Origin of the sequence: Amycolatopsis acidiphila, assembly GCF_021391495.1 — a bacterium.
Taxonomy (GTDB): Bacteria; Actinomycetota; Actinomycetes; order Mycobacteriales; family Pseudonocardiaceae; genus Amycolatopsis_E; species Amycolatopsis_E acidiphila.
Genome location: NZ_CP090063.1, coordinates 6,044,098 through 6,061,772 on the forward strand (window position 1 = coordinate 6,044,098; position 17,675 = coordinate 6,061,772).

Below are 17,675 nucleotides of genomic sequence, written 5' to 3' on the forward strand. Positions count from 1 at the left end.
CAACGGCAGCCGAGAATGCCCGCGCCCAGCCCGCTCCCTAACCCCGATCCCCGCGTCCTTCAGCGGTCGGCACGCCGGGTCAAGGCATCTTTCCCGCCTTGACGCGGTGGGCAGACCGTTGAACACTCCGCGATCGGGGTGGGACGGGCGTTCACCAAACGTCCGGCGCGCAGCGCAGCCTTAAAGATCAAGAGAGTCCTCGCCGGACGGGCAGGCTCAAAGATGAGCCAGGAAAAGCCCCCTACGTCACCTTCTCGACGTGGTCGAGTGGGATGACCACCCATCTCTGGGGTTGGGCAAGCCCACCCCCGCCTGCTACATCTTCGCTTCCGCCGTCTTGATCGCCTCACGGATCCGGAAGTAGGTTCCGCAGCGGCAGATGTTGCGGATGTCGTCGAAGTCGGCGTCGGTCAGTTCCCTGCCCTCCGCCTTGGCCGCCTTGACCTTCGCGACCGCCGCCATGATCTGACCCGGCTGACAGTAACCGCACTGGGCGACGTCGTGGTCGAGCCACGCCTCCTGCATCGGGTGCAGGGTACCGGTCTGCTCGTCGGCCAGACCCTCGATCGTCGTGATCTCGTCGGTGGCCTTGATGTCCGACACAGGCACCGAGCACGGGTTGAACGCCTTGCCGTTGATGTGGCTCGTGCAGGCCTTGCACACGTTGAGACCACAACCGTACTTCGGCCCGGTCACGCCGAGCAGGTCCCGCAGCACCCACAGCAGCCGGACGTTGTCCTCGGTGTCGACGGTGACCTGTTTGCCGTTGAGCTGAAAACTGTGTTGAGGCACGGGGGTTCCTTAGGAGACGTAGGAAAGGCCGTCGACGGGCGAGTCCGGAATGGACGGAACACGCGGCAGTGGCTCGAAGCTCAGCGTGCCGTGGTTGATCGGGAAGCTGGTCGGCATCTTCCCGACCGCCCGGCCGTAGGCGCAGGCGACGGCGGCCAGCGACGCCGCCACGCCCAGCTCGCCCGCGCCACCCGGGTCGCCGTTCGCGGGCATCACGAACACCTGGGTGTCCGGCGGGGTGTTCCACTGTCGCGTGTAGAAGAAGTTGTCCCAGCTGCCTTCCAGCGGCAAACCCTTGTCGATGTGCAGGCTCTCGGTCAGCGCGAGGCCGATGCCGTCGTTGAGGCAGCCCAGCATCTGCGCCTCGAGCCCGCGCGGGTTGATCGGCAGCCCGGCGTCCACCGCCGCTACCGCCTTCGTCACGCGCGGCCCGGTGACGCCGTCGCGCACCTTGCGGTTGACGGTCGACGGCCGGCAGTCGATCTCGACCAGCACCGCACAGCAGCTCTTGTACTCGGCGTGGAAACCGATGCCCTGCGCCATGCCCGCGGGCATCTTGCGGCCCCACTGCCCGGCCTGCGCGACCTTGTCCAGCACCGCCCGGTAACGGTCGTTCTTGAAGAAGGAACGCCGGAACGCCAGCGGATCCTGCCCCATCTTCGCGGCCAGCTGGTCGACGATCAGCTCGCGCGCGCACACCACGTTCGGCGAGTAGACGTTGCGCATGCTGCCGGTGTGGAACTTGAGCGGCACCTCGTTGAGCAGCTGCGTGGTGACGCCGAAGTCGTAGGGCATCGCCTGGGACAGCTCGAACACCGTCTGCGAGAAGCCGATGTCGCCGACCGGCAGCTTCGCCGCCACAGCGGTGAGGATCTCGCCGAGACCGTGCCCGAAGTCGGTGGTGACACTGGTGTGCCGCTGCTCGTAGCTGACGACGTTGCCCAGCGCGTAGTTCACCCGCACCCGCGACAACGACATCGGGTGCGCGCGGCCGTGGCGGAAGTCGTCGGTGCGGTGCCACATGAGCTTGACCGGCTTGCCGATCTTCTTCGAGAACTCGGCGGCCTCCAGCGCCGCGTCGCCGAAGAGCTTGCGGCCGAACGAACCGCCGCCCTGCATCACGTGCACCTTGACCGCGGTGACCGGCATGCCGAGCATGGTCGCGATCTGTTCCTGGGTGGTGATCGGCGACTTGAGCCCGGCCCAGACCTCCGCACTGCCGGGCCGCACGTCGGCGACCGCGCAGTTGGTCTCCAGCGCGCTGTTCGAGGCGAAGGCGAAGGTGAACTCCGCGTCGACCGAGCTGGTCAGCACCGGCGGCACGGCCATCGGCAGCGTCGCGGCCTTCAGCTTCTTCAGCACGGTCGCGTCCGACTCCCCGTCGACACTGCCCGCGCCCCAGGCGACCTCGAGCGCGCGCACGGCGTCCATGCAGTGCGTCATGGTCTTCCCGCGCACCGCCACGCCGCTGGAGATCACGGCGACGTCGGTGATCCCGGGCATGGCCTTGACCTGGGCGAGGTTCTGCACCGACTTGACCGTGCCGTTGATCGTCGGCGGCCGGCACACCATGGCGGGCAGCGCGTTCGGGATCTGCAGGTCCATCGTGAACTGCTTCTTGCCGGTGACGGCGTCGTGCGCGTCGATCCGGTTCTGCGGGGTGCCGACGATCTTGAACGAGCCCGCGGCCTTCGGCTCCGCGGTGACCTGCTCGGTGCGGCTGCTCGCGGCGGCCTCGGCGAGCGAGCCGTACGAGGCGGTCTTGCCGGTCTTCGAGCTGATGACCCCGTCGCGGACGCTCAGGCTCGACGCGGACACCCCCCACTGGGCGGCCGCGGTGGCCAGCAGCCGGGCCCGCGCGATCGCCGAGGCGGTGCGCACCGGGTGGTACATCGAGCGCACCGAGTTCGAGCCACCGGTGAGCTGGTTGAACACCAGCTCCGGCCGGGCGTCGGCGAGGCTCACGTGGACCTTGCTCAACGGCATGTCCAGCTCCTCGGCGATCAGCATCGCGATCGTCGTGGTGATGCCCTGGCCCACCTCCGCACGCGGCAGCGCGAAGGACACCGTGTCGTCGCGGTTGAGCTGCAGCGCGATCAGGTTCGAGGTGGGCGAGGCGGCCAGCGTCAGCGCGTCGCCGAGGTCGAGCAGGTCGGCGGGCTCGGGCAGCGACGGGATGGCGGCGGACGCGGTCTCCGGGCTCGCCAGGTCCATCCCGATCCGCGCGGCCACCGCGAGGGTCGGGGCGGCCAGGAGGTAACCGAGGAACTTACGACGTTCGAGACCGGGTAGCGGCGATCGGCGTTGATCTGCCATCGACTGTCCTCTCGACAGAGGTGGGACCGGGTGGAGGCCGGCCGAGAGCACGCACGGTCACCGCGCGTCCTCGGGCTATGACCGCCGTCACGATAGAAACAGCTTGCCCGAGGGGTCAACGGCGCGTAGCCGCTCGGGTGAAGTTCTGTGACGAGATGACAGTGACGTGCCACAAAACTGTTACGCCGACACACCCGAACGTTGTACAAAGCTACGCCGATCGGCCCACGAAAAGGGCCCGGCGCGATGCGCCGGGCCCTTCCGAACGGGAGTCAGCTCGCGCCGTGCATGAGCACGCCGCGGATGTTCTTGCCGTCGCGCAGGTCCTGGTAGCCCTCGTTCACCTGCTCCAGCGTGTAACGACGGGTGACCAGCTCGTCGAGCTTGATCGCGCCCGCCTGGTACAGCCGCAGCAGCCGCACGATGTCGTACTGCGGGTTGGCCGAGCCGAACAGGGTGCCCTTGATGGTCTTCTCGAACAGCGTCATGACGCCGCCGGAGACGTGCACGGTGAGCTTCTCGGGGTTGGCCAGCCCGGTGATGACGACGGTGCCGCCCTTGCCGATCGTGTTGAAGGCCGAGGTCACGACCTCCTCCTCGACCGTGCCGACCGTGATCAGCGCCTGGTCGGCCATCTGGCCCCAGGTCAGCTCGCTGATCTTGGCCATCGCCTCGTCGGCGGTGGCGAACGCGTGCGTGGCACCGAGCTTCAGCGCCGTCTCGCGCTTGAACTCCACGGGGTCCACCACGACGACGTTGAGCGCGCCCGCGTGCGCCGCGCCCTGGACGGCGTTGATGCCGATCCCGCCGATGCCATAGACGACCACGGTGTCACCGGCACGCACGCCGCCGGCGTAGTTGGCTGTGCCCCAGCCGGTGGGCACGCCGCAGCCGACGAGCACGGCGGTCTCCAGCGGCAGCCATTCGTCGACCTTGACGACCGAGTGCTGGGAGATCGTGGCGCGCTCGGAGAACGTGCCGAGCATGCACATGCCGCCGTAGTCGGTGCCGCCGCGGTGGAAGCGGAACGTGCCGTCGGGCAGGCCGCCGTCGAGGATGGTGGCGCCCATGTCGCACAGGTTGGAGCGGCCGGTCGCGCAGTAGCGGCAGGTCCCGCAGTTGGGGATGAAGCTGCAGACCACGTGGTCGCCGGGCTTGACCTTGGTGACGCCGGGGCCGACGTCCTCGATCACGCCGGCGCCCTCGTGGCCGCCGACGATGGGGAACCTCGGCACCAGGTCGTTGTCGATCAGGTGCAGGTCCGAGTGGCACAGCCCGGCGGCCGTGTACTTGATCAGGACCTCACCCTCGCGAGGGCCGTCGAGCTCGAGCTCCTCGATCTCGAACGGCTTGTGCGGATCGTGCAGGACAGCGGCTTTCGTCTTCACGACGCGTTTCACCTCTTTGTGACGTGGGTCGCAGGCGCGGACGGCTTCATCATGACATCCGAGGCAAGCGTCCCGACAGCGTTAAGTAGACTTCCAACCCAGCGGAGCAAGGTTTCCCGGCCTTCCTCCGCGCTCGCGCCGGCCGGATCGCCGAGCACGCCGTTGGGGCTGACCGCGCGCACACCTCCTTCCCGTAGCGGGCCGATCAGTTCCGGCAAGGGCGTGGTGTTCCCGGCTTGGAGCCGGTCGAGCCGCACCGCGGCGGGCCGCAGGGCGAGCATCACGGACGTCTCGGTCCGCCCGGCGTGGCTGTCGTCGCTCGGCCCGCCGGGGCACCAGGCGCACACGTTCCTTCCCTCGTAACGAAGTTTCGCCACCGCACGGCGCAACGGCCCGGCGTTCCCGCCGTGTGCGCAGACGAGAACCACCCCGGCGAAACCATCAGCCGAGCGCACCAGCTCGACGAGGACCTGTTCCGTCGCTTCCTGCCCGATCGAGAGCGTGCCGGGAAAACCGGCGTGCTCACCGCTGGACCCGTAGGGCAGGGCGGGTGCGACCAGGACGTCCTCCCGCTGCCGCGCGAGCCGTTCGCACAGCGCCACCGCGATCTCGGTGTCGACGGTGAACGGCAGGTGGGGGCCGTGCTGCTCGGTGGCGCCCAGCGGCACCGCGAGCAGTCGCGGGGCGAGCTCGGTCCAGGTCGTGTCCTTCATTTTTTCCCTGGCCAGTTCGACAGATCCGGCACCAATGGCGCGACAGTACGTTCCTTCGCGCAGCCACGCCAGACCCCGGCGCCGTAGCTAAGATCGTCCGCGGTTCGGGCGAGCAACCACCGCACCGGGTCGAGCCCGGGCCGCACCCGCGCCCACTCCCGGAGGTGCCGCGACAACGCGAGCACGAGGACCAGCCGTCCGCGGCGGGTGGTGGCCAGCAAGGGCAACGCCACCGGCCCCCAGGTTCGGGTGAGCGCGTCCGCGAAGTACCGCCCGGCCCCGAGATGGCCCCGCACCGCGATCGCCAGGGCGTCCTTCGCCGGGACGCCCAGCGGTGCGAGCTTGCGCGGCAGCAACGCGGCCGTGCCGAGTGCGACAGCCACGCCGAGACCCGGCCGCCGCGCGGCCGCGAGCCCCCATGCCAGGGCCGTCCAGCCCGAGACCCGAAGGGGCGCCATCACCTTGCGCCCGTGCCTGCGGGCCAGCGGCGCGGCTGACGAGCCGTAGTCGAACCGTTGTCTCGCCCAGGCACGCCATGTCTTCCGGGGGGCGTGCAGCACTTCCGAATTCGGCTCGTACCGGACGCGGCCACGCAGCCGCCACACGAAGTCGACGTCCTCGCCGAAGCGCAGCGTCTCGTCGAAGCCGCCGGCGTCGCGTGCCGCCGCGGTGCGGACGACCAGTGCGGCGGTCGGCACATAGGTCACGCGCCCGTCCTGGCGGACCTGCGCCGGGGCATCGCCGAGGTCCAGCGCGGAACGGGCCCGCTCGTACACCTCGAGTGCGGAACGGCCTGGCACGCTGTGGATCCGCGGCGCGACGGCCACCGTCGACGGGTCCTCGAAATGCGGCAGGAGCGCGTCGAGCCAGCCCGGCTGGGGTTCGGTGTCCGCGTCGAGGAACGCGGTCAGTTCCGTGCTGACGTGCCGGAGCCCGGTGTTGCGTGCGGCGGCGGGGCCACGGGCGACCGGATGTCGTTCCGCGGCACCGGAAACCGGCCTGCGGGAGCCGTCGTCGATCACGATGTCGCATCGCGGCAGGGCTTGCGGGTCCCGCGCGGGCACGACGACGGTCACGTCCGCGCGTGTCAGACCGGCCTGCCCGTACCGGGGATGCGCGATACCCGCGTCGACGAGCTTGTCCGCGAGCGCGCGGTGCGCGGGCGTGTCCGCGACCTCCGCACCGTCGCGCCACTCCAGCACCAGGCGCGCACCGGTCTTCGACAGCCGCAGGACCCGCAGTGGCGCGCCGCCGATCAGCACCTGGCCGAGGACGCGCGTCCCCGGGTCGATGCCGAGCCACAGCTTCACGCGGTGAACCCTCCGTCGGCGTGCACCACCGTGCCGGTGATGGCGGAGGACTGCTCGCCGCACAGCCAGCAGACCGCGGCGGCCACCTCCTCGGGCTCCAGGAGCCGTTCGGCGAGCTGGTGCTGCGAGAACTCCTCGACGTCGCCGAGGCCGTAGAGGTCCGCGGTGGCGTCGAGCATCGCCGTGCGCGTCGAGCCCGGTGAGACGGCCGTGGCGGTCACCCCGGTGCCCCGCAGGTCGGTTGCCAGGCCCCGGATCAGGCCGACGACCGAGTGCTTCGCCGCGTTGTAGCCCGCGAGATGCCACAGCCCCTTGTGCCCGGCGGCGGAAGCGAGCGCGACGAACCGGCCAGAGCGTGGCTCCGGCCGCCGCAGCAACGCGGGCACTGCGGCGCGGGCGAGGTTGAAGACCCCGCGCACGCCGATGTCGAACAACGCGTCCCACTCGGCGTTCGTGGTCTCCCACAACGGCTTCCCGCCCGCCATCACCGCGGCGGCGGCGACCACCGCGTCCAGGCCGCCGAACTCGCTTTCCGCCCGCGCCACGGCCTCGGTCAGCGCCTCCTGCTCGCGGACATCGCCGACGACGCCGAGCACGCGGCCGGGCCACCGGTTCGCCAGGGCGGACAGTTCTTCCTTGCTTCCCAACGGGTAGCACAGACCTGGCAGGTCCGCGCAGAGGTCGACGGCGACGACCTGCCAGCCCTCGCCCGCGAGCTGGTCCACCACGGCCGCCCCGATCCCGCGGGCGGCCCCGGTCACCAGCGCCACGCGGCTCATGGCGCGTACCCGTGCCGGCGCAGGTAGTCGAGCAGCTCGCGCGCGGCATCCTCGGGCGTCGCCGGCCGCAGGACCTTCGGCGGGGTGCGCTCCACCAGCGCACCCGTGAGGGCGAGCATCCGCTGATGTGGCTCGGACCCGGGCGGCGGCGGCAGCGCCCGCGCCCGCGGCCGGTAGGGCTTGGCCGTCCCCGCCCGCAGGTAACGCATCGAACCGGCACGGGCGACCGGGATCTCGGCGGTTCGCGCGGCGATGGTCGCGGGCAGCGGCGCCCGCCGCAGCACGGTGTCGGCCGGCTCGACCGAGCACACCGCAGGCAGCCCGAAGGTCAGCCGTTCCCGGCGCCCGCCGTCGAGGCGGCGCACCGCGTGCAGCGCGCCGTCGGCGGCGGTCAGCTCGATGAGGCCGAGCGCCTGGCACGCGCCGAGGCGCTGGGCCAGGAAGGCCGGGGTGCTGCCGGTCCCGCGGTCGGCGGAGTGGTCCCCGCACACGACGACGTCCGGCCGGTCCTGCAGGCCGTCCAGCAGCAGCCGTGCGGTCTCGCTGCCGTCCTCGGCGACCGTCGCGGCCGGGCCCTCGACGCGCAGCGCGTCGTGCGCGCCGGCCGCGAGCGCCTCCCGCAGCATCTCGCCGGCTTCCGCGGGCCCCACGGTCACGGCCAGGCACCGCCCGCCGAAGGCCTCCGCGATGCGCAGTGCGTGCTCGAGCGCCGCGCGGTCGGCGGCGCCCGCCCCGCTGGTTCGCGCGTCCGAGTGCACCTCGCCGGTGAGCGGGTCCACGGTGGCACGCTGATCGCTCCAGCGCAGTGCGGCCACGACCAGCATCGCTATCCCCTCTTGAACACGACGCCGGCCCCACCGTCGGGGTAGCTCCAGCTGATCGCGCCCTCGCCGTCGCACACCTGGTAGCAGGTGCCGCATTCGAAGCACTGCTCGTAGTTGAACAGGATGCCGCCCTCGCTGGTGGGCACGAACAGGTCGGCCGGGCAGGCGTGCACGCACGCCTTGGTCGTGCACGAGCGGCAGACGTCGGTGTCGACGGTGATGTGCGGGCGCGGTGACACCCGGAACTCCACGGTCGACATGACGTCCTCGAACGCCGCCTCCTGGTAACGCCGATCGGTCATCGCAGACCTCGCATCCCTGTCCAGCCGTCGCGCACCAGATCCCGCCAGCGCACGCCGTTGTCCTTCGCACTGCGCCGCAGCAGCGTGCGCAGACCGGGCTTCGGCAGCGGATTGTCCACCTGGAAGAGCCCCTGCACCAGGTCGCACACCATGCCCGGGTAGTTCTGCTGCATCCGGTCCGAGAGCACCAGGCCCGGCAGGTCGCGCAGCTTGCGGTGGTCGGCCAGCACGAACGACCGCTCCAGCATCGTGCGGTACCCGGCGAGGCCCTGGCCGGACACGTCGCCTGCCTTCAGCGCCGCGGCGGCCGCCCGGCCCGCGTACATCCCGGCGCCGAGGGCGAAGTTCACGCCCTCCAGCCAGATCCCGGCCGCCAGGCACATCGCCGCCGCGTCCCCCGCGACCAGCATCCCGTCGCCGATCAGCTCGGGCATCGCGCGGTAGCCGCCCTCGGGGATCAGGTGCGCGGAGTACTCGATCTGCTCGCCGCCCTTGATCAGCGGCGCGATCGCGGGATGGCGCTTCAGCTCCGCGATCAGCTCCTCCGGCCTGGTCTTCGCCTTGCTCACCCCGGTCAGCCCGAGGACGACGCCGATGCTGACCGAGTCCAGGTTCGTGTAGAGGAAGCCGCCACCCGGGATGCCGCGGGTGCAGCCCAGCATCTCGATGTCCACACCGTCGCGGCCGCTCACGGCGAACCGCTCCTCGATCGCCTCGCGGGGCAGCGCGAGAGTCTGCTTGACGCCCAGGGTCAGGTGCTCGGCCTCGTGCCCGGTCCGGTACATCCCGGCTTCCTTGGCCAGGAACGAGTTCACCCCGTCACACGCGATGACGACACCGGCGGTCAGGTCGCCGTCCGGTCGGTCGGTGCGCACGCCGACGACCGCGCCGGCGTGGTCGCGCAGCAGGCCGGTGACCACAGTGGACGGTACAAGCACCGCTCCTGCCTCGACCGCCAGCTCGGCGAGCCACGAGTCGAGGTCGGCGCGATGCGCGGTGGCGCCGTTGTACGGCGGCTTGCCCCAGTCCTGGGTGCGGAAGTCGAGGGTGAGTGCCTGCGTCGGGGTCATCACCATGGTGGCGCGGCGGGTGACCCAGCGCTGCACGGGCATCCGCTCCCACCACCGCGGCACGAGCTCGTCGAGGATGCGGCCGTAGACCACGCCGCCGTAGACGTTCTTCGCCCCGGGGAACGGCCCGCGCTCGACCAGCGCGACCGAGTACCCGGCCCGCGCGACCTCCAGCGCGGCGGCCGAGCCCGCCGGGCCCGCGCCCACGACGACGACGTCGAAGGTCTTCGTCGTCTCATCGACCACAGTGGACACCGAGTCCGGGCCGGCGTGGGTCATCGCACCTCCAGCATTCGGGCCAGCTCGGCGAGCACGGCCTGCGCGTCGGCGACGATTCCCAGATCGGCCATCGCGGTCATGGGACAGGACGGATCGGTGTTGACGCTCACGACGTGCGCGGGATCGCCGAGACCACCGAGGTGTTGCGCGGCACCGGAAACGCCGAACGCGACGTACAGCTCGGGATGCACCACGACGCCCGTGGTGCCGATCTGCCGCTGGTAGCCGGTCCAGCCCGCGTCGGTCACCACGCGGGTCGCACCGAGGGAAGCCTCCATCGCGTTCGCGACCTTCTCCAGCAACCCGACCGCCGGGGCGCCGCCGAGCCCGGCGCCCGCGCCGAAGATCCTGGGCGCCTCGGCGAGATCGACGGTACCCGGCTCCGGGTCGAGCACCTCGACGACGGTCACGTCGGGAGCATCGGCCACCGGCAGTTCGAGTTCGTGCAGCGTCACCGACTCAGCGGGGTGACCGCCCCGGACGCCTGGTTGCAGCGTCGCGACGAACGGCCCGTCGGCGACGAGGTCGAGGCACACCCGGCCGTCCCAGCGCGCGACCTCCGCGCCCCGGTCGGTCACCCGGATCGCCCCGGCCAGCAGCGGCCGCCCCAGCTCCGCCGCCAGGCGTGGCGCGAGATCGCGGCCGTCGGGCGAGGCAGGCAGCAGGATCTGCTCCGCGTCGAGGACTTTCGCGAGCTGGCGAGCCCAGCGGCCGGGCGCGAACACGCCGTTCTCGCTCAGCCGGCCGGTGCTCAGCGACGGCAGCTCGCCCGCCGCCTCCTTGACACCGGTGCCGACGAGCACCGCGGCTCCGCCGGCCTCGGCGACGGTCTCGTCCGCCCCCAGCGGGAGCACCCCGTCGCGGACGACGATGACGGCGAGCTTCACAGCGCCACCCCCGCCCGATGGCCCTCGATGACGGCGGCGTGCGCCCGGCGCGGGGTCACGCAGTCACCGGCGCGGTGCACCGGGAAAGGCACGCCCTTGAGCTGCTGCCACAGCTCGTCCTCCGGCGCCTGGTGCGTCGCGCACACCACCCAGTCGCAGCGGACCTCGGTGGTGACGCCGGTGGTGTGCGTGAGCACCTGCAGCACGACACGACCGTCCTCTTCGGACGCGGCGAGCACGACCTCGTCGGTGTGCTGCCGGATGCCCTTGGCGTGCGCCCGGACGTTGAACGTCTCCATGTCGAGTGTCACGCCGAGGTCCTGGCCGACGACCATGCCCGAGGTGGACAGCCGCACGGCGCAGCCGCGGTCGGCGAGCAGTTCGGCGACCGACGTCGCCTGGTGGAAGCCGAGGTCGTCGAGCACGAACACCTCACCGTCGGGCACCGCCCGGCCCTCCAGCACGTCCCGCACGTCCACGACTCGTTCGAGCCCGCCCGCCCAGTACGGCGCCTGCGGCCTCGCACCGGTCGCGAGCACGACGGCGTCCGGCGACTCCGACCGCAGCAGCTCCGCGGTGGCCTCGGCGCCGGTCTTGATGTCCACGCCGTAGCGCTGGCATTCGGCGAGCAGGTTCCGTACGACGTCGAGGAACTCCGCGCGGCTCGGCACGCTCGCGGCCAGCGAAACCTGGCCGCCGGTGGTTTCGTTGCGCTCGAACAGCGTGACGTGGTGCCCGCGCTGCGCGGCTGTCGACGCGGCCTGCAGCCCGGCCGGGCCGCCGCCGACGACCAGCACCCGCTTCGGTCGCGGGCCCGGCATCGGCAGTGGGACGCTCTCCTTGCCCGTGCGCGGGTTCTCGATGCAGCCGAGCCACCGGTTGAGGCCCATCCGCCCGACGCACTCCTGGTTGCACGACAGGCAGGTCCGGATCTCCGTGGCGTGCCCGGCGCGGGCCTTCGCGACGAAGTCGGCGTCCGCGATCTGCCCGCGCACCACGCCGACGAGGTCGCAGTGGCCTTCGGCGAGCGCCCGCTCGGCCTGCACGGGGTCCTTGATCCGCCCCACCCCGATCACCGGCAGCCGGACGGCGTCGCGGATCGCGTTCGCGATGAACAGCGCGTATCCCGGCGGGATCGCCATCGACGCCTCGATCATGAACAGCGTCGAGGTGGCGACGCCGATCGAGGTGTTGATGTAGTCGACCTTTCCGGTCGCCTCGACGAGCTTCGCGACCTCGACCGCCTCGTCGATCGTCGTGCCGCCCTCGATCAGCTCGTCCCCGCACAGCCGAACGCCCAGCGCGCGCTCCGGGCCGATGGCCTCCCGGACCGCGCCGACGATCTCCAGCAGGAGCCGCGCCCGGTTCTCCAGCGAGCCGCCGTAGGCGTCGGTGCGCTTGTTGGTCGCGGGCGAGAGGAACCCGCGCACGATCGACGAGTGCGAGCACTGCAGCTCGACTCCGTCGAACCCGCCCTCGGCACAGTGCCCGGCGACCACGCCGTACCCGGCGACGACCTCGCCGATCTCGTGCTGGTCGATCGCCTTGGGCACCTCGCGGAACATGGGGTCGGGCACCGGCGACGGCGCCCACACCGGTAGCCGCGAGTACATCGACGACGCCTGGCCGCCGTTGTGGTTGAGCTGCGCGAGGATCGGCGTGCCGTGCGCGTGCACCGCGTCGGTGATGCGCCGGTAGCCGGGGATCACCGACCGCGAGAAGCCGTGGATGAGCTTCTCGTACGGCCAGTCCGTCCGGTGCGTCGAGTGTTCCTCGGTGATGATCAGGCCCGCGCCGCCGGCCGCGCGCGCCGCGTAGTACTCGGCGTGCTGCTCGCTCGGCAGCCCGTCCTGGGCGTAGTTCGTCAGGTGCGCGGAGAACACGATCCGGTTGCGCACCACGAGCGGCCCGACCCGCAGGGGCGAGAACAGGTACCGGTACCGTCCGCCGCTCATACCAGCGCCCTTTCCCGCACGACCGCCAGCGCCGCGCGCCGGCCGTCGAGGATCGCCTCGTGCACGGTCCGCGGCGCCACACAGTCCCCGGCCCGCACTGCGCCGGGCAGCGTGTCGGGCAGCCGGTGTCCACAGTGGACGAGGACCGCGCACGGCAGCTCGCGGCGCTCGGCGGTGAACACGTCCTCCAGCACCACGTGACCGGCGTGCACCTCGCGCAGGAGCGACCGTTTCGCCAGCGTCACGCCCGCCTGTTGCAGCCGGGTGTTCGCGTCGGCGAGGTCTCCGGTGAGCGCGAGCTGGGTGCCGATCACCTGGTCCTGGCTGATGATCGCGGTGGGCTTTCCTCCCGCCGCCAGCAGTTCCGCGACGCCTACGCCGACGAAGTCACCCACCGGGTCGGCCACCACGACCGGCCCGTCCGGGAGCTCGACCCCGTTCAGCAGGTCGACGACGTCCACCACAGTGCCACCGTGCACGGCGTAGTTCCTCGGCCCGGCAACGGATCCCGTCGCGACGATCGCACCGCCGGGCACGTCGGTGACCTCGGTGCCCGTCGAGACGTGCACGCCGAGCCGCCGGACTTCGCCCTCCAGCCAGTCGGCGAGCTTCGCCAGCCGCGCCCGGCCACCGACCTCGGCCGCGACCCGCAGCATGCCCCCGAGTCGCTCCGACCGTTCGCGCAGCTCGACGCGGTGCCCGCGCATCGCGAGCACGCGCGCGGCCTCCAGCCCGGCCGGGCCGCCGCCGATCACCAGCACCTCGCGTGGCTCGTCGGCGCCGTCCAGCGCCGGGTCTTCGGTCTCGTGCCCGCTGCGCGGTTCACCGATGCAGGCGACGATCGGGTTGCGGTTGTCCCGCACGCGGCACTTCTGGTTGGACAGCACGCACGGCCGCGGCGCGGCGCCCGCGCGGACCTTCGCGACCAGGTCCGGGTCGGCGATCTGCGCGCGGGTCATCTCGACCAGGCTCGCGACCCCGTCGTCGAGGGCCTGCTGCGCCTGCGCCGGGTCGACCACACTGCCCTGCAGCACGGTCAGCGTCCGGCCCTCGACGGCTTCGGTGATGCGGCGGCAGAGATCGAGGTTGAAGCCGGGCTCGGTGTGCAGGTCCGGGCGGGTGGCCGACCCGCTCATCGCGGAGCCGCGCACCGGCACGAGGTAGTCCACCGAGGCGGCGAGGTCGCCGGCGAGCACTGCCGCCTGTTCGGGGGTGAGCCCGGCCCACGGCGCCAGCTCGTCACACGACAGGCGCAGCCCGATGATCCGGTCGCCGACAGCCTCGCGCACGGCGCCCAGGACCTCGCGCAGCAGCATCGACTTGTCGCCACCGTAGGTGTCACCGCGCTGGTTCGTCAGTGCCGAGGCGAACTGCCGCAACAGGGAGTATTGACCTGCGTCGAGTTCCACACCATCCATTCCGGACTCGGCGGCCAGCTTCGCGGACTCGCGAAAACCCTCGACGAGGGCATGGATCTCGGCGTCCTCCAGCTCCATCGGCAGCTCACGGCTGGCCACGTCCGGCACGCGGGAAGGCGCCCAGAGCGCGGACTGGCCGAACGCCGACGAGCCCTGCGAACCGGCATGCCCGAGCCCGGCGAGTACCAGCGTGCCGTGCGGCCGGCATGAGTCCGCAATGGATGACCACCCCGGCCCGCACAGCGCTGCCAGCGGCGCCCGCTCGTACGGCCAGTCCGAATCGTGCACGCTCGCCGTCTCCGTGACGACGATGCCTGCCCCACCCGCGGCGCGGGCGGCGTAGTAGGCGACGTGCCGGTCCGAGAGCATCCGGCCGCGGCCGAGGTTCGTCTCGTGCGGTCCGAACAGCACCCGGCTCGGCGTGGTCCGGCCCGCGATCTCCGCCGGACCGGTCAGCGCACTCATCGCAGTCCGGCGAGTGGACTGGTGTCGCACGCGCGGTCCGGGCGGACGCCCTCGGGCGGTCCGAAGCCGATGCTCACCGGCACCTTGCGGCTCTTGCGGGTGGTCCGGTGCGAGTGGTCCACATCGGACCGCGGTGCGGCGCCGACCGTCTCCAGCGCGTGCTCGCCGTGGCCCTTGACGCACTCCGGGTCCGGGCCGTCGAGCGGCAGGCCGGTGAAGAACTTGGCCGCCATGCAGCCGCCCTGGCAGGAGTCGTAGGCCGAGCACGACGTGCACGCGCCCCCGGTCTGCGGGCCGCGCAGGCGCGTGAACAGCTCCGAGTCCGTCCAGACCTTCGCGAAACCACCCTCGTCACGGACGTTGCCGCCCAGGAACTCCTGGTGGATCGCGAACGGGCAGGCGTAGACGTCGCCCACCGGGTCGATCAGGCACACCACCCGCCCGGCTCCGCACAGGTTCAGACCCGGCAGCGGGTCCGAGCCGAGGGCGTTGAGGTGGAAGAACGAGTCGCCGGTGAGCACCTTCTCGCCGCGCGCGACGAGCCAGTCGTACAGCTGCAGCTGCTGCTCGGCGGTCGGGTGCAGCTCGTCCCACACGTCGGCGCCGCGTCCCGAGGGGCGCAGGCGGGTGATCCGCAGCTGCGCGCCGTAGGTGTCGGCGATCTCCGCGAACTGGTCCAGCTGCCCGACGTTCTGCCGGGTCATCACGACGCTGAGCTTGAAGTCGCGGAACCCGGCGTCACGCAGGTTCGTCATGGCGCGGATCGCCGTGTCGTACGAGCCCGGCCCGCGCACGGCGTCGTTGACCTCCGCGGTGGCCCCGTCGAGCGAGATCTGCACGTCCACGTAGTCGGTCGCGGCGAGCCAGCGGGCCCGCTCCGGCGTCAGCTTCACGCCGTTGGTGGAGAACTTCACCCCCACCTGGTGCGCGACCGCGTACTCGACCAGCTCCCAGAAGTCCGGCCGCACCGTGGGCTCGCCGCCGCCGATGTTCACGTAGAACACCTGCATGCGCTGCAGCTCGTCGATGACCGCCTTGCACTCCGCGGTGCTCAGCTCGCGCGGGTCACGGCGCCCGGAGGACGACAGGCAGTGCACGCACGAGAGGTTGCAGGCGTAGGTCAGTTCCCAGGTCAGGCAGATGGGCGAGTTGAGCCCTTCCTTGAAATGCTCGACGAGCTTCATCGCACGCCTTTCAGTCGCGTCGCTCGATGGTTCCGTTCCGCGCCAGCCCTTCGAGGGCTTTCAGGTAGGAGGGGCGCTGGTCGTCCGGCACGCCGGCCGCGACGAGGGTGCTGTGCACGTCGGGCTGCACCTCGAGCGCGCGCACCACCTCGACCAGCAGCTTCGTCTTCAGGAACGACAGCCTGCGGGTGCCGAAGTCGTAGGCCAGCGCACCGAAGGGCTCCGGCCGGAGCGCGACCCGCGGCGAGCACCGGTAGGCCTGGTCTGGCTCGAACACGAGCGTCAGTACACGCCGCACATGCCGTCGATGGAGACCTCTTCGACGAGCAGCTCTTCCTCCACCAGGGCCTCGTCGCGCGTCTGCGAAACCTGCTGAGCCTCGGACATGGGATGCTCCCTTCGTGACGGCCGCCTCGCTGCGGCCCGCATCACGGACAATAATGGCACCGAGTGCCGAATGGAAGAGTTCATGACCGATCAGGGGAGCCCGCGCGCCGGGCGCAGGCCGATCACCTCGCGTTCCGAGGTGGAGCACGCCGCGTTCGAGCTGTTCGCCCGCCAGGGCTTCGAGCGCACCACGGTCGAGGACATAGCGCAGGCCGCGGGCATCGGGCGCCGCACGTTCTTCCGCTACTTCCCCTCGAAGAACGACATCGCGTGGGGCGACTTCGACGGCGAGCTGCGCCGGATGCGCAAGCAGCTGGCCGAGTACCCGCCGGAGGTGCCGCTGATCGAGGCGATCCGCGAGGCGCTGGTCGACTTCAACCGGGTCGACCCGGACGAGGCGCCGTGGCACCGCCGCCGGATGGAGCTGATCCTGACCACCCCGGCCTTGCAGGCACACTCGACGCTGCGGTACGCCGCGTGGCGTCAGGTGCTCGCCGAGTTCGTCGCCGTGCGGCTCGATGTGACACCGGACTCCCTTGCGCCGCAAGCGATTGCGTACGCGACGCTGGGCGTGGCGCTGGCCGCGTACGAGCAGTGGCTGCGCAGCCCGCAGACCGAGCTGCACGACCTGCTCGCCGCGGGCGTGCGGGAGCTGAGCGCGGCCGTCGGCTGAGCCGCCCCATGGCGCGTGGCGTCGGCACTCTCTACGATCCCGGTGTGCTGCTCCCGCGTGGTTCCGAGGCCATCAGCCCGACCGGCCACTACACCGGGTACGTCTGGGTGCGCAACGGGCTGGCGCCGCAGGAGCTGGCGACCCCGGAAGGTCGGTTGTTCTTCCACGCGCTCGAACCGGTGATGCGGGTCAGCCGGCTGCTGGGGCGCCCCACCTTCGAGGGCATGCTGGTCGCCCGGCACCGGATGCTCGACCTGCTGCTCGCGGGCGCGATCGAGCGCGGCGAGATCGGGCAGGTGATCGAGATCGCGGCCGGCTTGTCCGCCCGCGGCTGGCGGTTCGTCCAGCGGTACGACGGCGTGACCTATGTGGAGGCCGATCTACCCCGAATGGCGGCTCGCAAGCAGCGGCTGCTGCAACGCCTCAGCGGTCCCGGCCCCCGCGTCACCACGATCGACGCCCTCGCTGACGACGGTCCCGACAGCATCGCCGCCGTCGCCGACACCCTCGACCCGGAGGTCGGCACCGCGATCGTGACCGAAGGGCTGCTGAACTACTTCGACCTAGAGGCGGTCACCGGCATGTGGCACCGCTTCGCCGAGGTGCTGCGCCGGTTCCCGACGGGCGCCTACTTCGCGGACGTCGTGCTGAGGCCGCAGGCGAATTCCATGGTCGAGAAGCTCGGCGCGGGCCTGCTGGCGGCCACCGTCCGAGGCCGGGTGCACCTGCATTTCGACACCGAGGCGGAGGTCGCCGCAGCCCTCGCCGAGGCAGCCTTCCCGGCGGCGGACGTCGTCCCGGCAGGCACGGACAACCCCGGGGCAAGGCTTGTGCACGTGATCGACGCCTGGACATAGGTCTGTAGCGCAGAGACACGGCCCACCCACGGCGACCCGGCAACGGCAGCCAAGAATGCCCGCGCCCAGCCCGCTC

17 protein-coding genes are annotated in these 17,675 nt (G+C 71.5%); 2 read left to right on the forward strand and 15 right to left on the reverse strand.

The window, feature by feature from the left end; genetic code table 11:
* Positions 1-315 precede the first annotated feature (315 nt).
* The 15 genes from LWP59_RS29660 to mftA all read right to left on the reverse strand — a co-directional run bounded on the left by LWP59_RS29660 (position 316) and on the right by mftA (position 16,069).
* Positions 316-792 carry a (2Fe-2S)-binding protein gene (locus LWP59_RS29660; RefSeq protein ID WP_144641596.1) on the reverse strand — a complete coding sequence of 159 codons (477 nt, stop codon included), beginning with the start codon at positions 790-792 and terminating at the stop codon, positions 316-318.
* Between the two features lie 9 nt (positions 793-801).
* Complete coding sequence (locus LWP59_RS29665) at positions 802-3,108, reverse strand: molybdopterin cofactor-binding domain-containing protein (protein ID WP_144641593.1); 2,307 nt, start codon at positions 3,106-3,108, stop codon at positions 802-804.
* A gap of 272 nt (positions 3,109-3,380) precedes the next feature.
* The gene (locus tag LWP59_RS29670) at positions 3,381-4,496 is read right to left on the reverse strand and encodes an NDMA-dependent alcohol dehydrogenase (RefSeq protein WP_144641590.1); all 1,116 of its coding nucleotides are present in this window, start codon (positions 4,494-4,496) and stop codon (positions 3,381-3,383) included.
* 8 nt (positions 4,497-4,504) lie between these two features.
* Complete coding sequence (gene mftE, locus LWP59_RS29675) at positions 4,505-5,209, reverse strand: mycofactocin biosynthesis peptidyl-dipeptidase MftE (protein ID WP_144641587.1); 705 nt, start codon at positions 5,207-5,209, stop codon at positions 4,505-4,507.
* On the reverse strand, positions 5,206-6,519 hold the full coding sequence (gene mftF, locus LWP59_RS29680; RefSeq protein ID WP_229857571.1) for a mycofactocin biosynthesis glycosyltransferase MftF: 1,314 nt from the start codon (positions 6,517-6,519) through the stop codon (positions 5,206-5,208). The genes mftE and mftF overlap by 4 nt, the downstream gene beginning before the upstream one ends.
* Positions 6,516-7,298, reverse strand: coding sequence for a mycofactocin-coupled SDR family oxidoreductase (locus LWP59_RS29685; RefSeq protein ID WP_144641584.1), 783 nt, complete (start codon positions 7,296-7,298; stop codon positions 6,516-6,518). The genes mftF and LWP59_RS29685 overlap by 4 nt, the downstream gene beginning before the upstream one ends.
* The gene (locus LWP59_RS29690) at positions 7,295-8,122 is read right to left on the reverse strand and encodes a mycofactocin-associated electron transfer flavoprotein beta subunit (protein WP_186383351.1); all 828 of its coding nucleotides are present in this window, start codon (positions 8,120-8,122) and stop codon (positions 7,295-7,297) included. The genes LWP59_RS29685 and LWP59_RS29690 overlap by 4 nt, the downstream gene beginning before the upstream one ends.
* 2 nt (positions 8,123-8,124) lie before the next feature.
* Complete coding sequence (locus LWP59_RS29695; protein WP_144641578.1) at positions 8,125-8,424, reverse strand: ferredoxin family protein; 300 nt, start codon at positions 8,422-8,424, stop codon at positions 8,125-8,127.
* Positions 8,421-9,773, reverse strand: coding sequence for an FAD-dependent oxidoreductase (locus tag LWP59_RS29700; RefSeq protein WP_144641575.1), 1,353 nt, complete (start codon positions 9,771-9,773; stop codon positions 8,421-8,423). Before LWP59_RS29700 ends, LWP59_RS29695 begins: the two co-directional genes overlap by 4 nt.
* A complete protein-coding gene (locus tag LWP59_RS29705) occupies positions 9,770-10,660 on the reverse strand; it encodes a mycofactocin-associated electron transfer flavoprotein alpha subunit (protein WP_144641572.1) in 891 nt (296 codons plus the stop codon). Before LWP59_RS29705 ends, LWP59_RS29700 begins: the two co-directional genes overlap by 4 nt.
* The gene (locus tag LWP59_RS29710) at positions 10,657-12,615 is read right to left on the reverse strand and encodes a mycofactocin system FadH/OYE family oxidoreductase 2 (protein ID WP_144641569.1); all 1,959 of its coding nucleotides are present in this window, start codon (positions 12,613-12,615) and stop codon (positions 10,657-10,659) included. Before LWP59_RS29710 ends, LWP59_RS29705 begins: the two co-directional genes overlap by 4 nt.
* Positions 12,612-14,498, reverse strand: a complete 1,887-nt coding sequence (locus LWP59_RS29715; RefSeq protein ID WP_144641566.1) for a mycofactocin system FadH/OYE family oxidoreductase 1 — start codon at positions 14,496-14,498, stop codon at positions 12,612-12,614. The genes LWP59_RS29710 and LWP59_RS29715 overlap by 4 nt, the downstream gene beginning before the upstream one ends.
* Complete coding sequence (gene mftC, locus LWP59_RS29720) at positions 14,495-15,682, reverse strand: mycofactocin radical SAM maturase (protein ID WP_144641563.1); 1,188 nt, start codon at positions 15,680-15,682, stop codon at positions 14,495-14,497. The genes LWP59_RS29715 and mftC overlap by 4 nt, the downstream gene beginning before the upstream one ends.
* 10 nt (positions 15,683-15,692) lie before the next feature.
* Positions 15,693-15,980 (reverse strand): mycofactocin biosynthesis chaperone MftB, encoded by a 288-nt coding sequence (gene mftB, locus LWP59_RS29725; RefSeq protein WP_144641560.1) that lies wholly within the window; start codon positions 15,978-15,980, stop codon positions 15,693-15,695.
* Positions 15,965-16,069 carry a mycofactocin precursor MftA gene (gene mftA, locus LWP59_RS29730; protein ID WP_144641557.1) on the reverse strand — a complete coding sequence of 35 codons (105 nt, stop codon included), beginning with the start codon at positions 16,067-16,069 and terminating at the stop codon, positions 15,965-15,967. Before mftA ends, mftB begins: the two co-directional genes overlap by 16 nt.
* 82 nt (positions 16,070-16,151) lie before the next feature.
* Between mftA and mftR the strand changes: the two genes are divergently transcribed.
* The gene (gene mftR, locus LWP59_RS29735; RefSeq protein ID WP_144641553.1) at positions 16,152-16,742 is read left to right on the forward strand and encodes a mycofactocin system transcriptional regulator; all 591 of its coding nucleotides are present in this window, start codon (positions 16,152-16,154) and stop codon (positions 16,740-16,742) included.
* Between the two features lie 44 nt (positions 16,743-16,786).
* Positions 16,787-17,599 carry a class I SAM-dependent methyltransferase gene (locus LWP59_RS29740; protein WP_186383350.1) on the forward strand — a complete coding sequence of 271 codons (813 nt, stop codon included), beginning with the start codon at positions 16,787-16,789 and terminating at the stop codon, positions 17,597-17,599.
* Positions 17,600-17,675: the final 76 nt, after the last annotated feature.

Bases quoted from the DNA above. Each gene is read 5' to 3' on its own strand.
- LWP59_RS29665 (WP_144641593.1), bottom strand. From the start codon at position 3,108: ATGGCAGATCAACGCCGATCGCCGCTACCCGGTCTCGAACGTCGTAAG.
- mftE (WP_144641587.1), bottom strand. From the start codon at position 5,209: ATGAAGGACACGACCTGGACCGAGCTCGCCCCGCGACTGCTCGCGGTG.
- LWP59_RS29685 (WP_144641584.1), bottom strand. From the start codon at position 7,298: ATGAGCCGCGTGGCGCTGGTGACCGGGGCCGCCCGCGGGATCGGGGCG.
- LWP59_RS29690 (WP_186383351.1), bottom strand. From the start codon at position 8,122: ATGCTGGTCGTGGCCGCACTGCGCTGGAGCGATCAGCGTGCCACCGTG.
- LWP59_RS29695 (WP_144641578.1), bottom strand. From the start codon at position 8,424: ATGACCGATCGGCGTTACCAGGAGGCGGCGTTCGAGGACGTCATGTCG.
- LWP59_RS29700 (WP_144641575.1), bottom strand. From the start codon at position 9,773: ATGACCCACGCCGGCCCGGACTCGGTGTCCACTGTGGTCGATGAGACG.
- LWP59_RS29710 (WP_144641569.1), bottom strand. From the start codon at position 12,615: ATGAGCGGCGGACGGTACCGGTACCTGTTCTCGCCCCTGCGGGTCGGG.
- LWP59_RS29715 (WP_144641566.1), bottom strand. From the start codon at position 14,498: ATGAGTGCGCTGACCGGTCCGGCGGAGATCGCGGGCCGGACCACGCCG.
- mftC (WP_144641563.1), bottom strand. From the start codon at position 15,682: ATGAAGCTCGTCGAGCATTTCAAGGAAGGGCTCAACTCGCCCATCTGC.
- mftA (WP_144641557.1), bottom strand. From the start codon at position 16,069: ATGTCCGAGGCTCAGCAGGTTTCGCAGACGCGCGACGAGGCCCTGGTG.
- mftR (WP_144641553.1), top strand. From the start codon at position 16,152: ATGACCGATCAGGGGAGCCCGCGCGCCGGGCGCAGGCCGATCACCTCG.